Source organism: Streptomyces sp. SS8 (assembly GCF_054072955.1).
The window spans coordinates 20,416-33,752 of the sequence record NZ_JBSVCZ010000004.1 but is presented as its reverse complement, the minus strand read 5'-3'; the positions used below and the strand labels follow the sequence as shown (position 1 = coordinate 33,752).

Sequence of the window (13,337 nt, the reverse complement as noted above, 5' to 3'; positions counted from 1 at the left end):
CCCGGCGAAACGCGATCGCCGCCCACCGCCGCGCCGCGCGCCCGCGGACGGCCCGGCGTCGTCGGCCCAAGGGGCCGCCGCCTCAGGTGGTCACCGTGCCGACCGCGGCCGCCCCCGGCACCCGCGCCGTCGCCTGCTCCGGCGCTCCTCCCGACGGCCTCCGCAGCGGCTCCTTCGCGAAGCGCGCCATCCCCTCGGCGAAACCCACCTCCGGCTTCCAGCCCAGCTCCCGGCGCAGCCGCTCGGAGGACGCGGTGATGTGCCGTACGTCCCCCAGCCGGTACTCCCCCGTCACCACCGGCTCGGGCCCGCCGAAGGCCGCCGCCAGCGCACGGGCGGCCTCGCCGACGGTGTGCGGCTGACCGCTGCCGGTGTTGTACGCGCGCAGCGACCCCCCGGGCCTCTCGCCGAGCGCCTCCAGGGCCACGACGTTGGCCGCCGCGACATCGCCGACGTGGACGAAGTCCCGGCGCTGGGCACCGTCCTCGTACACCCGGGGAGGCTCGCCGCGCTCGAGCGCGGAGCGGAAGAAGGAGGCGACCCCCGCGTAGGGGGTGTCGCGGGGCATCCCGTCGCCGTAGACGTTGTGGTAGCGCAGACTGACGGCCCGTGCGCCGGTGGCGCGTGCCCACACCGCCGCCAGGTGCTCCTGAGCCAGTTTGGTGGCGGCGTAGACGTTGCGCGGGTCTGCGGGGGCGTCCTCCCCGACCAGGCCGGGCTCCAGGGCGGCGCCGCACTCCGGGCAGGGCGGCTCGAAGCGGCCCGCCTCCAGGTCGCGCGGCGGGCGGGGCCCGGGCCGCACCTCCCCGTGGCGGGGGCAGAGGTACCGCCCCTCGCCGTACACCACCATCGATCCGGCCAGCACCAGGCGCCCCACCCCGGCCCGGGCCATCTCCGCCAGCAGCACGGCGGTGCCCAGGTCGTTGGCGCCCACGTACGCGGGGGCGTCCGCGAAGTCCCTGCCCAGGCCGACCATCGCGGCCTGGTGGCAGACCGCTTCCACCCCGCGCAGGGCACGCGCCACCGCATCGGCGTCGCGGACGTCCGCCCTCACCCCGCTCCCGCCGGCCGTGATGCCGCAGGCGGTGCCGGCGGCGGTGTCGAGCACCACGGGTTCGTGGCCGGCGTCCCGCAGGGCCTCGACGACATGCGAGCCGATGAAGCCGGCTCCTCCGGTGACCAGTACGCGCATGAGGGCACGCTAGGACCGCTTCCGGCGCGGCGCCCGTCACCGGCCGGGCGCGTCAGCGATCCGCGGGAGAGCCGGTGCCCATGCCCACCCGTCCGGAGCAACGGGTGTGTGATCGACCATGCCCGCCGGCCGCTTCTGGCCATCCGGGTGCGGTCCTGCCAGGATCCCTGCCATGGCCAACGATCTCCTGCGTGATGTGTATGTCGTCGATGCGGTACGCACTCCGATCGGCCGGTACGGCGGGGCACTGGCCGGGATACGCCCCGACGACCTGGCCGCCCACGTCATCCGCGCCCTGGTGGACCGCACCCCCGACCTCGACCCCGCCCGGATCGACGACGTCGTCCTCGGCAACGCCAACGGCGCCGGCGAGGAGAACCGCAACGTCGCCCGCATGGCCGCCCTCCTGGCCGGCCTTCCCGTCACCGTCCCCGGTGTGACCGTCAACCGGCTGTGCGCCTCCGGGCTGGAGGCCGTCCTCCACGCGGCCCGCGCCATCGCCTGCGGCGACGCCTCCGTCGCCATCGCCGGCGGCGTGGAGTCCATGTCCCGGGCCCCCTGGGTGCTGCCCAAGCCCGAACGCGGCTTCCCGGCCGGTCACCAGCAGATGTACTCCACCACCCTGGGCTGGCGCATGACCAACCCCGCCATGCCCCCCGAGTGGACCGTCTCCCTGGGCGAGGGCGCCGAGCAGGTCGCCGACAAGCACGCCGTCACCCGCGAGGCCCAGGACGCCTACGCGCTGGCCAGCCACCGCAAGGCCGCCGCCGCCTGGGCCGAGGGCGCCCACGACGCCCAGACCGTACCCGTCCCCGGCACCGACCTGGCCCGTGACGAGTCCATCCGCGAGACCACCTCGACGGAAGCGCTGGCCAAGCTCAAGCCCGCCTTCCGCGCCGACGGCGGCACCGTCACCGCCGGCAACTCCTCTCCCCTCAACGACGGCGCCGCCGCACTCCTGCTCACCGACGAGGCCGGTCTGAAGGCCACCGGCCGCGCTCCTCTGGCCCGCATCGGCGCCTCCGCCACCACCGCCGTAGAACCCAACCTCTTCGGTCTCGGCCCCGTCCAGGCCGTGACCCGCGCGCTGGACAGGGCCGGCCGCGCCTTCTCCGACCTGGACGTCGTCGAACTCAACGAGGCCTTCGCCGCCCAGGTCCTGGGCTGCCTGGCCGAATGGCCCGACCTCGACCCGTCCGTCGTCAACCCCCACGGCGGCGCCATCGCCCTCGGCCACCCGCTGGGCGCCTCCGGCGCCCGTCTGGCCGGTGCCGTCGCCCACCACCTGGCCGCCACCGGCGCCCGCACCGGCCTCGCCGCCCTGTGCATCGGCGTCGGCCAGGGGCAGGCGCTCGTACTGGAGCGCTGAGCGGGCCCGTACGGCCGTACGGCCACCCGCACGGCCGCGTGCGGTCACCGGGGCCCGCCGCATGACGGCGGGCCCCGGTGGTACACGTGGCCGCCATGGAGTGGGAATGGTTCGCGGCACCCGACTACTGGCTGAGCCGCCTGGTCCTCCAGCGGGGCCTGGCCGCCGTCTACCTCGCCGCCTTCGTCTCGGCGGCGCTGCAGTTCCGGGCGCTGCTCGGCGAGCGCGGTCTGACGCCGGTGCCGGACTTCCTGCGCCGGGTGTCCTTCCGCGACTCCCCCAGCCTGTTCCACCTGCGCTACTCCGACCGGCTCTTCGCCTCCGCGGCCTGGCTGGGCGCGGCGCTGTCGGCGGCGGTGCTGCTGGGCGCGGCCGACCGGGTGCCGCTGGCGGTGTCCATGGCGATGTGGGCGCTGCTGTGGGTGCTGTACCTGTCGATCGTGAACGTCGGCCAGACCTGGTACGCGTTCGGCTGGGAGTCGCTGCTGCTGGAGGCCGGCTTCCTGGCCGTCTTCCTCGGCAACGCCGACGTCGCCCCGCCGCTGCTCACCCTCGTCCTGCTGCGCTGGCTGCTGTTCCGGGTGGAGTTCGGCGCGGGGCTGATCAAGTGGCGCGGCGATGCGTGCTGGCGCAGGCTGACCTGCCTGGACTACCACCACGAGACCCAGCCGATGCCGGGCCCGCTGAGCTGGTTCTTCCACCGGCTGCCGCGCCCGCTGCACCGGGTGGAGGCGGCCGCCAACCACGTCACCCAGCTCCTCGTCCCCTTCCTGCTGTTCCTCCCCCAGCCGGTGGCGAGCGCCGCGGGACTGGCCGTGGTCGTCACCCAGCTGTGGCTGGTGGCGTCCGGCAACTTCGCCTGGCTCAACTGGCTGACGGTCCTGCTGGCCTTCTCCGCCGTCGACGGCTCCGCGGTCGCCGGCGCCCCCGACCACGGCCCCACGCCCCTGTGGTTCGGTGCCGCCGTCATCGCCGTGACCGCGCTGGTGGCGGTGCTCAGCCACCGGCCCGCGCGCAATCTGCTCTCGCGCCGCCAGCGGATGAACGCCTCCTTCGACCGGCTTCATCTGGTCAACACCTACGGCGCCTTCGGCAGCGTGACGCGCGTGCGGCACGAGGTGGTGATCGAGGGCACCGACGAGGAGCGGATCACCGATGCCACGCGCTGGCGGGAGTACGGCTTCAGGGGCAAGCCGGGGGACGTGCGCCGGCTGCCGCGCCAGTACGCGCCGTACCACCTGAGGCTGGACTGGCTGATGTGGTTCGCCGCGCTCTCGCCCTCCTACGCGGCCCCCTGGTTCACCCGGCTGCTGCACAGGCTGCTGGAGAACGACCCCGACACCCTGCGGCTGCTGCGCTCCAACCCCTTCCCCGGCGCCCCTCCCGTCCACGTGCGGGCCCTGCTGTACCGCTACCGCTTCACCACCTGGCGGGAGCTGCGCTCCACCGGGGCGTGGTGGGACCGCGAGCTGATCGGCCCCTACGGGCCGCCGGTCTCCCGGCGGCCCGCGGACACGGACGCGGAGGCACCGTGAGGGCAGCCGTCAGCCGCGCAGCCGGGCCGTCTCGGGCGAGGCGGTGTCCAGCGGCACCGACCAGGCGTCCAGCACGCCGAGCTGGACGGCCTGCCGCCGCAGTACGGCGTCCAGCGCCCAGTCGGCGGCCACCCGGATCCGGTTGCCCGGCATCGCGGCGAGATGGTAGCCGCGGGTGACGAGGTTGGCGACCGGGCCGGACAGCGGGATGCCGAAGGGGTTGGCCGCGGCCTGAACCCCGCCCAGGTCCACGACGAAGCCCAGGTCGCTGTGCTTGTACGGGCGGCGGGCGCCGACCCCGTAGGAGGCCATGACGTTGTTCGCCGCCGTCTTGCCCTGCCGGTGGGCGTGCTGGGCGGTCATCGCCGTGTACTGGCCGGGGTTGGTCAGGTCCGGCACCGCCGCGGCGTCGCCGCAGGCGAACACCTCGGGGTGGCCGGGGACGTTCAGGTACTCGTCGACGATCAGCCGCCCCTTCTCGGTCGGCAGACCGAGCTGCTCCACCAGCGGGTCGGGGCGCACTCCGACGCACCAGATCAGCGACCGGGTGGGGACGAACTCCCCGGTGTCCAGGAGGACACCGTCCTTGGTGGCCTCCTTCACCGAGGTCCCGGTGCGCACCTCCACCCCGCGTTTGCGCAACACCCGGTCGGCGGTCCGCGCCAGCTTCTCGTCCAGCCCCGGCAGCACCCGGTCCGCGATGTCCAGCAGCATCCAGCGGGGCCGGGCATCGGCCCGCATCCCCGTGGCGCTGCGGGCGTGCTGGCGGGCCAGGGAGTCGGTGAACATCTTGCCGTGGGCGGCCACCTCGGTACCGGTGTAGCCCGCGCCGACGACCACGAAGGTGGTGCGCGCCCGGCACTCCTCCCGGTCCTCGGCGTTGGCGGCGAGGGCGACCTGCCGGCTGATGTGGTCGCGCAGGTACAGCGCCTCCGGCATGCCCCGGAACCCGACCGCGTGCTCGGCCACTCCGGGGATGGGCAGCAGCTTGTTCACGCTTCCGACGGTGAGGACGAGCCGGTCGTAGCCCAGACTCTTCTCGGCCCCCTCGGGGTCGGTGTAGGTGATCGAACGCCCGTCGAGGTCCACGCCGTGCACCTCTCCCAGCACCAGCCGCACCTTCGGCAGCGTCCCGGCCAGTGACACCGAGACCCGGCGGGCCTCCAGGAGCCCGGCCGACACCTCGGGCAGCAGCGGCAGGTACAGGAAGTAGTCGTTCGGGTTCACCAGCACGATCTCGGCCGCCCCGCGGAGCTTCCGCGACAGCGTCCTGGCGGTCTGGTAACCGGCGAACCCGGCTCCGACGATCACAATCCGGGAACGGCTCACGTGCGACTCCAGCCCTCGGGACCAACGACCAGGGCAACCGCGTTTCCCGCCTGCGTCCCGGCAAACCCGTCCCGGCCCCGGCCCCGGCCCCGGCCTTCCGCCACCGCCCGCCCCTTCCCCGCCACCGACGGGGCCGCCCCCTCGTACGCACCCTTCCTCCCGGCCGACGGGGCACACCGCCGCACACGGTGGGTGACGAAGCCGACTTCCCGGGGCCGGGCCGGGAACGAAGACGATCTTCCGGCCCCGGCCCCCGAGGGGTGAGCGAGCACTCCCCGGAATGCGGTATGGTTTCTGTGCGCGAACGGCGAGGGACAAGATCCCGGACCGGGAGGGCATCGGGACGTGGCGCAGCTTGGTAGCGCACTTGACTGGGGGTCAAGGGGTCGCAGGTTCAAATCCTGTCGTCCCGACAGAGGAACACGGGCTTAGTGCCCAGGTCAGGGCCTTGTTTCACTTCGGTGAGGCAGGGCCCTTTGATCGTTCTCGGGGCCTGTTGTCTCACGATTTCTCACTATGCAGTTTTGGATCTTGCTCAGCCGAGCAGTTCGCTCAGCTTCTCCGACCCGACTCTGAGGCTCTGCGGGTCGGGGTGCACGTAGACCCGTTTGGTGAACGACAGGTCACTGTGCCCCGCCCACGCGGAAACCACGGTGTCGGGTACGCCGTTGTTCGCCATCCAGGACAGGCAGGCGTGCCGCGCGTCGTACAGCCGCACCCGCCGGACCCCGGCGGCCTCCATGAGCTTGTACGCCTCGCGCCGTAGCTTGTCCGTCTTGAACGGCCGCCCCAGCTCGTCCACCAGGACGTAGCCACTGTTCTCGTAGCCGTCGCCGGCCGCCGCCTTCTCTCTCTCCTGCAACGCCCGGAAGACCACCAGCGCGGCCCGGACCGGAGCGGGCAGCGGCAGAACACGCCTGCCCGCCTCGGTCTTGGTCGACTTCTCCACCACCTTGTTCCGCTGCCCTGCGGGCAGGGCCCGGTCGTAGACGATGGTTCGGGTGTTTCCGATGGCGATGGTGCCCGCGCCGTTCAGGTCGACGTCCTCAGCCCACCGAGCGCCGCAGACCTCGGCCGGCCGTTCGGCGATCAGGGCGAGCAGCATCGGAGCGAACAGCCGGTGTCCGTGGATGCCTTCGAGGAACTGCCGCACCTCATCCTGATTCCACGGCTTGCCCTTGCGGCTGTTGCCCTCGGCCTTCTGCTTCGCCTCCCGGGAGACGGTGACGTGCTCGGCGACGTTCCGGGTCACGATGCCGCGGCGGACGGCCAGGTTCAGGGCGGACCGCAGGCGACCGAGGGTCAGCCGCACCGACCGGACGCTGAGCCCGGTGCCCGGCTTGCCGCCGCGGCGCCGGCCCTCGGTCACCATCCAGTCGATGAACTCCTCAACGTCCTCTTCAGTGAGCTGCTGGACGCGCTGGTGCCCGAGGCGGGCACGGGCGGGACGGATGGCGTTCTCGTAGTTGGAGGCGGTCGCCTCCTCTACGTCGCGCGTCGCTGTCTTCAGCCACATGTCGAGCAGTTCGTTGACCGTCATCTTGCTGGGCACGATCAGGGTTCCCGCGCTGCGCTGGTGCAAGATGCGGGCCCGCTCGGCAACGGCCTCGGCCTTGGTGCCCTTGGTGACGGTGAGCTGCTTCCGCTTGCCCTCGGGGGTCTGGCCCGCGTCGACCACGAACCGGTACCGCACAGTCCCGTCCCGCAGCGTGATCTTCTTGATGGGGTCACCCATCTCCGCTCCTGTCGTGCTCGCGGTGCGGGTCTTCAAGCGCCGCCTGGCGGCCCGCCGGAGTCATCAGGTTGTAACGACGACGCCGGCCGCGGGGGCGGGACCAGCGAGTGAAGTCCAAAAGCGCTGTTCCGTCGTCACCTTCCGGGACTCGCAGTGGGCGTTTTCCGTCTGCCCAGTCCCATGCCGTCTCGGCGTCCACGCTTCCGCCGCCGGTCAGGTGAGCGCTGCCGTCTGTCGTGTCCGGCAGCAGCAGCGCGGAGGGGTTCACGCCGAGGGCGACGGACAGAACGACCAAGTCGTCGGCGTCCACACGGCGGATGTTCGGGGGCTTCTCCTGGTAGTCCGGCTCGTCAACCAGTCGCCCATTCTCGATCTTGTTCAGGGCGTCCGCGCTGATCTTGCGACCGCTCTCCTCCACCCTCTTGGCGAGAGCTCGGAGACTCAGCCCCTGCGCTTCTCTGAGCCGCTTGATGTTCGCGGCCACCATCTTCCCTGTCGGTCCCAACTCAATCCGTCCTGTCGCCATGATCCTGACGCTATCAGTCTGCATAACGCAGACGATTGCCTGGATCTTGCCGTATCGGGCTGTTCGCCTTACGCTCTGCATCATCACCGACTTTCGCTCGGTGACGCAAGTACTTGTCTCTAAAAAGTAGACAGGAAGTGTGATGACGCAGATGAATCTCACTGAGGGGCAGCTCGCCGAGCGGCTGGGCGTCAGCGTCCGGACGCTCCAGCGGTGGCGGTGGCAGAAGACCGGGCCGCGCTACTACAAGCTCAGCCCCGGGCGGGGCGGACGAGTCCGGTACCGGCTGGCCGATGTCGAGCGGTACGAGGCCGAGCGCCTCGCCGCCCAGGAGCGAGGCGCCGCCGCATGACGACGAAGCGCCAGACCAAGCAGCCGACCCTGGCGGAGGTCAGGAAGTGGCCGGCCACTGTCAGCGTCGCCCAGGCCGCGACCGCGCTCGGCATCTCCAAGTCCCACCTGCACGCGCTCATCAGCCGCGGCGAGGCGCCCGTGCGCACCCTCCCCCTCGGGCGTTGTCAGCGGGTTGTAACCGCAGACCTCGTCACCGTCCTGTCCGGAGGAAGTGAGGCGGCATGAGCCAGAACAGCAAGAAGCCCCGGGGTGGGCGCCCCGGGGCCTTGAAAGCAAACCTGCTGGGTGGCGGGTCTGACACGTGCACTGTAGCGCGCTCCGAGGTCAACCGCGAGAAAGCCCGGTGGCACATCACCCTCGGCAGCATCCGCGCCCACCTGGACGAGCAGCCCAGCCGCCAGTCGCGCCGGGCCGCCGCCCGCCGCTGGTGCGCCGCCATCACCGCCATGGGTGAGGAGTGGACGCCATGAGCACGCTCGACTCCGCCCTCTGGCTTGTCCGTCACGGCTTCTCAGTCTTCCCCGCCGACCATCCCGGCGCCGGCCAGTGCACCGGCATCGGCCGCGGCCACGACCCCGAGACGTGCACCGACCGGGGCAAGCACCCGTGTGTGCCGTTCACCCGTGTCCACACGCTCGACGAGCGGCAGGTGCACCGCTGGTTCGACGGCCAGCTGCGCAACGTCGCCGTCGCGGTCGGGGCCTGCGCCGGCCCCGGCGGCGCGCGGCTCCTGGTCGTCGACTCCGACCGGCCCGGCGCCATTGAGGACGCCGCCAGTGCGTTCGGCCACCGGCACACCCCGACCATGCGCGTGCACACCGCCAAGGGCGCCCACGACTACTACTGGGCCCCGGCGGGTGCGCAGCTCGGCAACGGACTGGGGCAGCTGCGCGGCAAGTTCGACGGCGACGTGCGCGGCAGCCGCGGCTACGTCATCGGCCCCGGCTCGGTACACGCCACCGGCACCGTGTACGAGCTGGCCGATCCCGAGCAGCCGCCCGCCTCCGCACCGGCGTGGCTGGTGACCGCGCTGCAGCCGTCGGCGCAGCAGCCGCCCCGAGGCGCGGCCAGCGCTCCTGCCCGGGGCAGCGGTCCGCTGCTCGCCCTGGTGCGCGTCGTGCTGGAGAGCCCGCAGGGCGCCCGGAACAACCGCCTGTACTGGGCAGCCTGCCGGGCGTTCGAGCACTGCCGCAGCGGCCAGCTGGAGCCGCGCGCCGTGGCGTCCGCGCTCGCCGACGCCGCCACCCATGCCGGGCTTCCCGAGGCCGAGGCCCGCAAGACCATCACTTCCGCATACCGAAGGGGCGCCCGGTGACCGATGACCGCGGCGAGTCCGTCGACGAGACGGCCCGCAAGATCCTGGACGAGAACGGGCTCACCGGCTTTCCGCCGGCGCTGCTGGCGCTCGTCCGCTCCACCGACGGACCGGCCTACCGGGTTCCGGCCGGGTACCGGGTCGACTACTCGGGAGTGTGGGCCGTCCGGGAGACCAAAGACGGCGAGATCCTGACCCGGGTGGCGTGGGCGCCGCTGCTGGTCGCCACGGTCTACGTCGACCCGGCCGGAGACCAGAACATCGAGCTGGCCTGGATGGACCGGGGGCGGCCGGTCACCCGCACCGTGCCCCGGTCGGTGGCCCGGCGCGGCCGGCTGCTGGTCGCCACCCTCGGCGACGCCGGGCTGCCGGTCATCGAGGCCGACGCCAAGCAGGCCGAACGGTGGCTGGCCGCCGTGGAGTCGGCTAACTATGAGGCGATTCCCCGTGTCGACCTGGCCCGGCAGCTGGGCTGGCAGAAGAACGGCGCGTTCGTCACCTCCCAGGACACCCCGAACCGGGTGGAGGTGAAGTACGAGGAACAGAAGTCCGCGCTGGCCGCTCACGTGCCCTGCGGGACGCTGGAGGGCTGGCAGCGGGCCATCAAGCCGATGGACGCCTACCCGGTGGCGCAGATGGCGCTGTACGCCTGTCTGGCCGCGCCGCTGCTGGAGCCGGTCGGGGTGAACTCCTTCACCGTCGACATCAGCGGCCGGTCGACCCGGGGCAAGACCACGGCCGCCATGGGCGGCATGAGCGTGTGGGCCGATCCCAGCGAGAAGGCCGACGGCATGTACTCGTGGCGGACCACGATGCTCGCGGCCGAGAAGCGGCTCAACCTCGTCAACGGCCTGCCGGTGGTGTTCGACGAGACCAAGCTGGTGCGCGACCCGGAGATGGTGCACGCGCTGCTGTACCAGATCCCGAAGAACCACGGGCAGGCCCGCGGCGGCGGCTGGCCGTCCGGCCTGCCCTGGCGGACAGTGGTGCTCTCCACCGGCGAGCAGTCGGTGCTGACGTTCACCACCGACCAGGGCGCCGCCGCCCGCGTGCTGCAGCTCAAGGCCGCGCCGTTCGGCACCGGCGGGGCCGAGTCGGCCGCGGCCGCCATCGAGGTGCGCGACGGGTGCAGCGAGAACTACGGCGTGGCCGGCCCCCAGTTCATCGAGAAGCTGCTCGCCCTGCTCGCCGACGGCGGGAAGGCCCGGCTCCTGGCCCGGCACCGGGAGCTGACCGAGGCTCACCGGTACGAAAGCGACATGAGCGCCCGCCGGGCGCCGATGGTGGCCTGCCTGGCGCTGGCCGCCGAACTCGCCCACTCCTGGGGCATCGTGCCCTTCCCGCCGCCGCAGCACGACGTGTGGGCGCAGCTGTTCGCGGCCAGTGACCAGACCGACAACCGCGGCGAGATGGCGCTGGACGTCGTGCGCGAGTACGTCGCCTCCCACCGGCGGGAGGTGTGGAGTCCGCACACGGCCGACGAGCAGCCGTTCAGCGGCTGGATCGGCCGGGAACTCCAGGTCGACGGGAAGACCACCATGGCGCTGCTGCCCGAGCGGCTGAAGGAGGCGCTGCGCCGGGCCGGATACGAGCTGGAGTCCGTCATCCCCAGCTGGCGGGAGAGCGGCGCCCTGGTGGAGAGCCCGTCCTACCGGCCGCCCTACCTGCTGGCGAAGAAGCTCAACGGTCCCAAGGTCCGCATGTACGTCTTCGCTCCGTCCGTCTTCGCCGCCGACGACGAGGACGGAGAGTGACGTGACGCCCCAGCCGCAGGGGAAAACACTCCCTCTCTCCGGCCCAAGTGCGTACCCCCGGCCTGCTGGGGCGTATGTGCAGGTCGGAGGCGGTATCGCGGGGGTACGCAGCCGTGCGTACCCCCGCCGGGGCGGGACCGGGGGTACGCAGCCGTGCGTACCCCCTGGCGATCATGCGTCACCGCAGATCAGACGGCTTTCCCCTTTCCTGCCCGGTGGGGGTACGCACCCCCGGCGGACAGAGAGCCTGAACTTTCGGCGCACGCGCCAGAAGGGACACACTCCGTGATCAAAGATCCGGCGGACCTCCGCCACGAGGACGGCATCGTCTGGACCGAGGACACCGAGCACCTGGACTACGTGCGCGAGTACGTCGACCAGGCCGCCACCAGCCGCCGCCGACCCGTCCCCTGGCGCGGGGCCGGCCGCCGCGTCGGATACTCCGTCCTCGCCCCCGACGCCCCCAACAACGGCCAGCCCGGCATGTTCACCCGCCGCGTGTTCTGGGTGAACGACCACGACCGCAGCGAGCAGCCCGACGGCGTGTACGCCACCGGCACCCCGAGCGAAGGCGTCGACCCGCGCACCGTCGCCCCCGGCGCCTGGGGGCGGATGACCGACCGGGCCTGGGGCGCCCCTCGTACCCCGGCCGCGGTGGCCGAGCGGATAGAAGCGGCCCGGGCGAAGCAGGAGCGCCGCCGCCGGCAGCGCGCCGAGCTCGCCGAAGCACGCGAGTACGGACTGACCGCCCGGCACGCCGCCAAGCTGCGCCGCTGGCAGCGCCAGGACGACGGCGGCGACGCGGCGTGAAGCCCCCCTCGGCCTACACGCACGGCCCGGGCGTGCACGTGCCCGCCCGGGTCTGCGCCCTGCTCGACCTCCTCGCCCGGCTCGACCGGGTGCGCGTCCAAGTCCGAGGCCGTGACCCCGAACTCGACGCCGTGCTGTGCGCCATCCGCGACGCTGGCCGCCACTGGCGCGCTACCGCCACCGGAAGCCCCGTGGCCGAGCAGCCGGAAGCCGGGCCACGCTCACCGTGGCTGAGCACCACCGAGGCCGCCGGACTCCTCGGCATCACCGACCGGGCCGTCCGTCTCGCCATCGCCAGCGGGCGCCTGGACGCCGAGAACATCGGCGGCCGGTGGCGCGTCAGCCGCGAAGCGGTCGCCCACTACCAGGCGGCCCGCCAGCAGCGCGCCGCATAGGAGCCACCCGTGACCGACCAGCAGCAGACCCCCGAGACCCCCGGGCGGCGCATGAGCCGCCTCATCCGCGCCACCTCCCCCGTCCGCGCCCGCCGCGCCCTGGCCGACGCCATCCGCGGCAGCTGGAACAGGAAGGGGCAGCAGCAGTGACCGCCCAGCTCCCCTGCCCCCCGCTGTTCGACGGGCACACCGCCGGCGCCTACACCCTCCCCGACGAGCTGACCAAGCTGCGCGACACCTACACCGCGGTGCAGGCCCAGCCCTACCCCGAGCCACCCGAGAACCCGTGGGAGGTCATCCAACGCGTCGCCGTGGAAACCGTCGACGCCGTACACCACGGCAAGCCGCTGCCCGACCCGGCGCAGATCGAAGCCGCCCGGGCCGCCGAGCGCGTCCACCAGGACGTCCTGGACATGCTGCAGCAGTGCCTGGACATCGCCGCCCGGCGCGTCTCCAGCGCCCTGCACACCATGGCCGAGGACATCATCACCGAGCATCTGCGGCCCGCCCACGACCAGACCGTGGAAGCGTTCCGCGACGCCCTGGCCGTGCTGCGGGCACACGGGGAGATCCGCCCCCGTCACCTGCTCACCGCGCCGCCGAAGGTCCGCAAGGCCGCCGAGCAGCTCGACGTCCTCGCCGAGCGGTACGACCGCATCCACGCCGCCCGCTCCGCCCTGTGGAGCAAGGGCGTGCGCTGCACCGAGGACCCGCAGAACAAGTACGGGGCCGTGCGCAACTACCACGCGCTGCACCCGGTGCGGCTGGCCATGGCCCGCGCCCCCTGGCACGGCCTGAGCACCCGTGACTTCCTCATCTGGATGCACGACCACGGCGGGCAGCTGTGGCTGCCCACTCCCGACGAACAGGCCCAGGCCGTCGCCGACGAAACCCACATCGGGCAGAGCTTCCCCCGCCGCATCACGGCGTAGGGCAACAGGTCCGGCGTCAAAGCCACCCGCGTGTGGAGTACGCAGGCCGGCCACACAGCGGGAGCCATGGCCGGAGAGCGAGGCTTCTCCT

Annotated in this window: 15 protein-coding genes and 1 tRNA gene; 12 read left to right on the top strand and 4 right to left on the bottom strand. The window is 72.6% G+C overall.

The features are described from left to right. Window positions 1–82: 82 nt before the first annotated feature. Window positions 83–1,192 carry an NAD-dependent epimerase/dehydratase family protein gene (locus tag ACW69E_RS05470; RefSeq protein ID WP_457497022.1) on the bottom strand — a complete coding sequence of 370 codons (1,110 nt, stop codon included), beginning with the start codon at window positions 1,190–1,192 and terminating at the stop codon, window positions 83–85. 172 nt (window positions 1,193–1,364) lie between these two features. Between ACW69E_RS05470 and ACW69E_RS05465 the strand changes: the two genes are divergently transcribed. Next, window positions 1,365–2,561: a thiolase family protein gene (locus tag ACW69E_RS05465; RefSeq protein ID WP_457497021.1), complete on the top strand. Its 1,197-nt coding sequence runs from the start codon at window positions 1,365–1,367 to the stop codon at window positions 2,559–2,561. A 95-nt stretch (window positions 2,562–2,656) separates the two neighbouring features. Then, complete coding sequence (locus ACW69E_RS05460; RefSeq protein ID WP_457497020.1) at window positions 2,657–4,096, top strand: lipase maturation factor family protein; 1,440 nt, start codon at window positions 2,657–2,659, stop codon at window positions 4,094–4,096. Between the two features lie 9 nt (window positions 4,097–4,105). Here the strand turns inward: ACW69E_RS05460 and ACW69E_RS05455 are convergent, their stop codons facing one another. After that, window positions 4,106–5,425, bottom strand: coding sequence for an NAD(P)/FAD-dependent oxidoreductase (locus tag ACW69E_RS05455; protein WP_457497019.1), 1,320 nt, complete (start codon window positions 5,423–5,425; stop codon window positions 4,106–4,108). A gap of 339 nt (window positions 5,426–5,764) precedes the next feature. Here ACW69E_RS05455 and ACW69E_RS05450 point away from each other — a divergent pair. Then, window positions 5,765–5,838 (top strand) — tRNA-Pro (locus ACW69E_RS05450). A 122-nt stretch (window positions 5,839–5,960) separates the two neighbouring features. On the opposite strand, the gene ACW69E_RS05445 is transcribed toward ACW69E_RS05450, so the two are convergent. Further along, window positions 5,961–7,160, bottom strand: a complete 1,200-nt coding sequence (locus ACW69E_RS05445; RefSeq protein WP_237876134.1) for a site-specific integrase — start codon at window positions 7,158–7,160, stop codon at window positions 5,961–5,963. Further along, on the bottom strand, window positions 7,153–7,686 hold the full coding sequence (locus ACW69E_RS05440) for a helix-turn-helix domain-containing protein (protein ID WP_237876136.1): 534 nt from the start codon (window positions 7,684–7,686) through the stop codon (window positions 7,153–7,155). Before ACW69E_RS05440 ends, ACW69E_RS05445 begins: the two co-directional genes overlap by 8 nt. Before the next feature lie 142 nt (window positions 7,687–7,828). On the opposite strand from ACW69E_RS05440, the gene ACW69E_RS05435 reads away from it, so the two are divergent. From ACW69E_RS05435 to ACW69E_RS05395, 9 genes are all read left to right on the top strand, one after another. Further along, window positions 7,829–8,038, top strand: a complete 210-nt coding sequence (locus ACW69E_RS05435; RefSeq protein ID WP_237876137.1) for a helix-turn-helix transcriptional regulator — start codon at window positions 7,829–7,831, stop codon at window positions 8,036–8,038. Continuing rightward, window positions 8,035–8,265, top strand: coding sequence for a helix-turn-helix domain-containing protein (locus tag ACW69E_RS05430; protein ID WP_237876139.1), 231 nt, complete (start codon window positions 8,035–8,037; stop codon window positions 8,263–8,265). The genes ACW69E_RS05435 and ACW69E_RS05430 overlap by 4 nt, the downstream gene beginning before the upstream one ends. Then, a complete protein-coding gene (locus ACW69E_RS05425; protein ID WP_237876141.1) occupies window positions 8,262–8,510 on the top strand; it encodes a hypothetical protein in 249 nt (82 codons plus the stop codon). Before ACW69E_RS05430 ends, ACW69E_RS05425 begins: the two co-directional genes overlap by 4 nt. After that, a complete protein-coding gene (locus ACW69E_RS05420; protein ID WP_457497018.1) occupies window positions 8,507–9,355 on the top strand; it encodes a bifunctional DNA primase/polymerase in 849 nt (282 codons plus the stop codon). The genes ACW69E_RS05425 and ACW69E_RS05420 overlap by 4 nt, the downstream gene beginning before the upstream one ends. After that, window positions 9,352–11,109 carry a DUF927 domain-containing protein gene (locus tag ACW69E_RS05415; RefSeq protein WP_237876146.1) on the top strand — a complete coding sequence of 586 codons (1,758 nt, stop codon included), beginning with the start codon at window positions 9,352–9,354 and terminating at the stop codon, window positions 11,107–11,109. Before ACW69E_RS05420 ends, ACW69E_RS05415 begins: the two co-directional genes overlap by 4 nt. A gap of 285 nt (window positions 11,110–11,394) precedes the next feature. Further along, on the top strand, window positions 11,395–11,919 hold the full coding sequence (locus ACW69E_RS05410; RefSeq protein WP_457497017.1) for a DUF6009 family protein: 525 nt from the start codon (window positions 11,395–11,397) through the stop codon (window positions 11,917–11,919). After that, window positions 11,916–12,314 carry a helix-turn-helix domain-containing protein gene (locus ACW69E_RS05405; RefSeq protein ID WP_237876149.1) on the top strand — a complete coding sequence of 133 codons (399 nt, stop codon included), beginning with the start codon at window positions 11,916–11,918 and terminating at the stop codon, window positions 12,312–12,314. Before ACW69E_RS05410 ends, ACW69E_RS05405 begins: the two co-directional genes overlap by 4 nt. Before the next feature lie 9 nt (window positions 12,315–12,323). Continuing rightward, entirely contained in the window at window positions 12,324–12,464 is a 141-nt protein-coding gene (locus tag ACW69E_RS05400; RefSeq protein WP_237876151.1) for a hypothetical protein, read from the top strand. Beyond that, complete coding sequence (locus ACW69E_RS05395; RefSeq protein ID WP_237876153.1) at window positions 12,461–13,246, top strand: hypothetical protein; 786 nt, start codon at window positions 12,461–12,463, stop codon at window positions 13,244–13,246. Before ACW69E_RS05400 ends, ACW69E_RS05395 begins: the two co-directional genes overlap by 4 nt. Window positions 13,247–13,337 lie beyond the last annotated feature (91 nt).

Bases quoted from the DNA above. Each gene is read 5' to 3' on its own strand.
- ACW69E_RS05425 (WP_237876141.1), top strand. From the start codon at position 8,262: ATGAGCCAGAACAGCAAGAAGCCCCGGGGTGGGCGCCCCGGGGCCTTG.
- ACW69E_RS05445 (WP_237876134.1), bottom strand. From the start codon at position 7,160: ATGGGTGACCCCATCAAGAAGATCACGCTGCGGGACGGGACTGTGCGG.
- ACW69E_RS05430 (WP_237876139.1), top strand. From the start codon at position 8,035: ATGACGACGAAGCGCCAGACCAAGCAGCCGACCCTGGCGGAGGTCAGG.
- ACW69E_RS05420 (WP_457497018.1), top strand. From the start codon at position 8,507: ATGAGCACGCTCGACTCCGCCCTCTGGCTTGTCCGTCACGGCTTCTCA.
- ACW69E_RS05470 (WP_457497022.1), bottom strand. From the start codon at position 1,192: ATGCGCGTACTGGTCACCGGAGGAGCCGGCTTCATCGGCTCGCATGTC.
- ACW69E_RS05460 (WP_457497020.1), top strand. From the start codon at position 2,657: ATGGAGTGGGAATGGTTCGCGGCACCCGACTACTGGCTGAGCCGCCTG.
- ACW69E_RS05465 (WP_457497021.1), top strand. From the start codon at position 1,365: ATGGCCAACGATCTCCTGCGTGATGTGTATGTCGTCGATGCGGTACGC.
- ACW69E_RS05440 (WP_237876136.1), bottom strand. From the start codon at position 7,686: ATGGCGACAGGACGGATTGAGTTGGGACCGACAGGGAAGATGGTGGCC.
- ACW69E_RS05435 (WP_237876137.1), top strand. From the start codon at position 7,829: ATGACGCAGATGAATCTCACTGAGGGGCAGCTCGCCGAGCGGCTGGGC.